Origin of the sequence: Streptomyces sp. TRM70350 (assembly GCF_019219825.1) — a bacterium.
GTDB lineage: Bacteria > Actinomycetota > Actinomycetes > Streptomycetales > Streptomycetaceae > Streptomyces.
On the sequence record NZ_JAHUXH010000072.1, the window covers coordinates 1 to 3,748 of the forward strand.

Here is a 3,748-nt window from a genome sequence, read left to right on the forward strand (position 1 = left end):
GTCGATGAAGACGTCCGGGGTGGCCATGACGGTGACACCGCCGGCCAGCGCCATGGAACACTCCCCGCTGCGCAGCGCCTGGATCGCCCAGTGCAGCGCGACCAGGGACGAGGAGCACGCCGTGTCCACGGTGACCGCCGGGCCCTCCAGACCCAGGGTGTAGGCGATACGGCCCGAGAGCACGCTGGCGGAGTTGCCGATGCCGACGTACCCCTCCGCGCTCTCGACGGTCCTGCGCACCAGTTGGGCGTAGTCCTGGCCGTTGGTGCCGAGATAGACGCCGATGTCCGCGCTGCGCAGGGACTTCGGGTCCAGCCCTGCGCGTTCGACGGCCTCCCAGGCGGTCTCCAGGGCGAGCCGCTGCTGCGGGTCCATGGCGAGGGCCTCACGCGGGGAGATGCCGAAGAAGTCCGCGTCGAATCCTGCGACGTCCGCGAGGAAGCCGCCCTCGCGCACGTACGACGTGCCCGCGTGCTCGGGGTCCGGGTGGTAGAGGCCGGCGGTGTCCCAGCCGCGGTCCTCCGGGAACGGGGAGAGGGCGTCGCGTTCGTCGGCGAGCAGCCGCCACAGGTCCTCGGGGGAGGTCACTCCGCCGGGGTAGCGGCAGGCCATGCCGACGATCGCGATGGGCTCGTCGGCGGCGGGGCGGGTCACGGCGGGTGCCGTCTCCTCGGCGGGTTCGCCGAGGAGTTCGGCCAGCAGGTGGTCGGCGAGGGCCTGCGGGTGGGGGTGGTCGAAGACGAGGGTCGCGGGCAGGCGCAGTCCGGTGGCGGCAGCCAGCCGGTTGCGCAGTTCCACGGCGGTCAGGGAGTCGAAGCCGAGTTCCTTGAACGCCCGGCCGGGGGTCACCGTGGTGTCGTCGGTGTGGCCGAGGACCACGGCGGCGTGCGAGCGGACGAGGGCGAGCAGGCTCCGTTCGCGTTCGGCGGCGGTGAGGCCGGTGAGCTTGTCGGCCAGGGTCTCCGGTCCGGTGTCCGCGGTGGCGGCGCGCCGGGCGGGGCCGCGGACCAGCCTGCGCATCAGCGCGGGTACAGCGGTAACGCCGGTGGCGAACGACGTGAGGTCCAGCCACGCGGGGACGAGGACCGGGGCGGGGCCGGCGGTGGCGCGGTCGAACAGGGCCAGCGCGTCGGCTGTGGGCAGCGGCACCACTCCGTCGCGGGCGGCGCGCCTCAGGTCGGCGGTGCCCAGGTGGCCGGTCATGCCGCTGGCGTGCGCCCACAGGCCCCACACCTGGGAGGTGGCGGGCAGGCCCTGGGCGCGGCGGTGTGCGGCGAGGGCGTCGACGAAGGCGTTGCCCGCCGCGTAGTTGCCCTGGCCGGGCGCGCCGAAGAGGCCGGAGGTGGAGGAGAACAGCAGGAAGACGGCCGGCCGGTGGGGGGCGGTCAGCTCGTGCAGGTTCCAGGCGGCGTCGACCTTCGGTCGGAGCACCTTGGCGAGCCGCTCGGGGGTCTGCGAGGCGATGACGCCGTCGTCCAGGACACCGGCGGCGTGGACGACGCCGGCCAGGGGTCGGTCGGCGGTGATCCGGTCGAGCAGTGCGGCCAGCGCGGTGCGGTCGGCGGCGTCGCACGCGGCGACGGTCACCTCGGCGCCGAGGGCCCGCAGTTCGTCGGCGAGGGCCACGGCCTCGGGGGCCGCGTCGCCGCGCCGGCCGGCCAGCACCAGCCGGCGTACGCCGTGTTCGGTCACCAGGTGCCGGGCGCAGAGGGCGCCGAGCGTGCCGGTGCCGCCGGTGACGAGGACGACGCCCTCGGAGGGCCACGGCGAGTCGCCGGTGGGCGTGCCGGTGTGCGGGACGCGGACCAGCCGGGGCGCGAGGGCGCGGTCGGCGCGTACGGCGATCTCCGGTTCGCCGGTGGCGAGGACGGCGGGCAACTGCTGGAGCGCGTCGGGGCCGTCGACGTCGACCAGCACGAGCCGGCCAGGGTGTTCGGCGCGGGCGGAGCGGATCAGGCCCCACACGGGTGCGTGGGCGAGGTCGGTGACGTCCTCGTCGCCGACCTGGACCGCGCCGTGGGTGAGGACGACCAGCCGGGTGTGGGCCAGTCGCTCGTCGGCGAGCCACTCCTTCAGGACGGTCAGCACGCGCAGGGTGGCGGTGTGGGCGGCGCCGGCGGTGTCGTCCTGCGACTGCTGCCGGCACGGCAGCACGAGGGTGCCGGGCACGGTGTCCAGGGCGGTGACGGCGGCCAGGTCGGGGCAGGTGGGGTAGCCGGGCAGCGGGAGGCCGCCGAGTACGGCGATGCCGTCGACGTCGGCCGCGGGCAGCGGGACCGGCGTCCATTCGACCTGGTACAGCTCGTGGTCCCGGCCCGCACCGGTCGTGGCCGGCGGGCGCAGGCTCACGGAGTCGGCGGTGAGCACCGGCGCGCCGGTGTCGTCGGCGGCGTGCAGCATGAACGCGTCCTCGCCGGTGGGGTGCAGCCGTACCCGCAGCCGGGTGGCGCCCACGGCGTGCAGGGTGACGCCGCGCCAGGTGACCGGGACGAGACCGGGGCGTACGGCGGCCAGGGCGTCGGTGAGCAGTGCGGGGTGGACCCCCCAGCCGCCCGCGGTCTCGTCGGCGAGTTCGACGGTCACGTCGGTGTCCGCGTCCTCGGGTGCGGTGGGCGCGGGGGTGCCGGTGTGCGGGCTGAGGACGCCGGTCGCGTGCCGGGTCCAGGGCTGGTCGTCGCCGGCGTCGGCGGGCCGGGAGTGCACGGCGACCTGGCAGCTGCCGTCCGCGTCCTCCGCGCCCAGGGTGACCTGGAGGCGGAGGGCCATGCCGGCGGTGTCGAGCGGGGTCTCCTCGGTGAGTTCGCCGAGCTTCCTGCCGTCGCCGGCGTGCAGGACGAGGTCCACCACGGTGCCGGCCGGCAGTTCGGTGCCCGCCGGGACGCGGCCGGTGAAGACCAGTCCGCCGGAGCCGGCGAGCGGGGTGACGGCGCCGAGCAGCGGGTGGCCGGTGCCGGTCAGGCCGAGGCCGGTGGCGTCGGAGGCGACCGGGCCCTGGGGCCAGAAGCGGCGGCGCTGGAAGGGGTAGGTGGGCAGGTCGACGCGGCGTCCGCCGGGGCAGGCCACCGTCCAGTCGACGGCCACGCCGTGGACGGCGGCCTCGGCGAGCGAGAGGAGGAGGCGGCGCGGGCCGTCCTCGTCGCGGCGGAGGGTGCCGACGACGGCGGCGGTCCGCTCGGCGCTCTCGGCGGTCTCCTGGACGGCGGCGGTCAGCACCGGGTGCGGGCTGATCTCCACGAACACGTCGTGACCGGTGTCGAGCAGCCCGCGCACCACGGGTGCGAACCGTACGGGCTCGCGCAGGTTGCGGTACCAGTAGTCGGCGTCGAGCGGGGTCTCGCCGAGCGGCCCGCCGAGCAGGGTGGAGTGGAACGCGATGTCCGCGGCGCCGGGCCGCAGACCGTCGAGCAGGGTGCGCAACTCGGCTTCGAGGGACGCCACATGGGCCGAGTGGGAGGCGTAGTCGACGGCGATGCGCCGCACGCGTATCCCGTCGGCCGACCAGGAGGTCATCACTTCGTCCAGTGCTTCGGGGTCGCCGCTCAGGACGACCGCCGAGGGGCCGTTGAGCGCGGCGACCGAGACGCGCCCGGCCCACGGTCCGAGCTTCTCCCCGACCGCGGCCTCGGGCAGGGCCACGGAGACCATGCCGCCCCGGCCGGCCAGCCGCTCGGCGATGAGCCGCGAACGCAGCGCGACCACACGGGCACCGTCGGCCAAAGACAGCACACCGGCCACACAGGCAGCGGCG

The 3,748-nt window shown here is 75.9% G+C and carries 1 protein-coding gene; it reads right to left on the reverse strand.

Annotated elements, in window-relative coordinates; translation table 11 throughout:
• Window positions 1-3,735 (reverse strand): SDR family NAD(P)-dependent oxidoreductase (locus KWI83_RS37505; RefSeq protein WP_308122403.1); only part of this gene is annotated, 3,735 nt, incomplete at its 3' end.
• Between the last annotated feature and the right edge of the window lie 13 nt (window positions 3,736-3,748).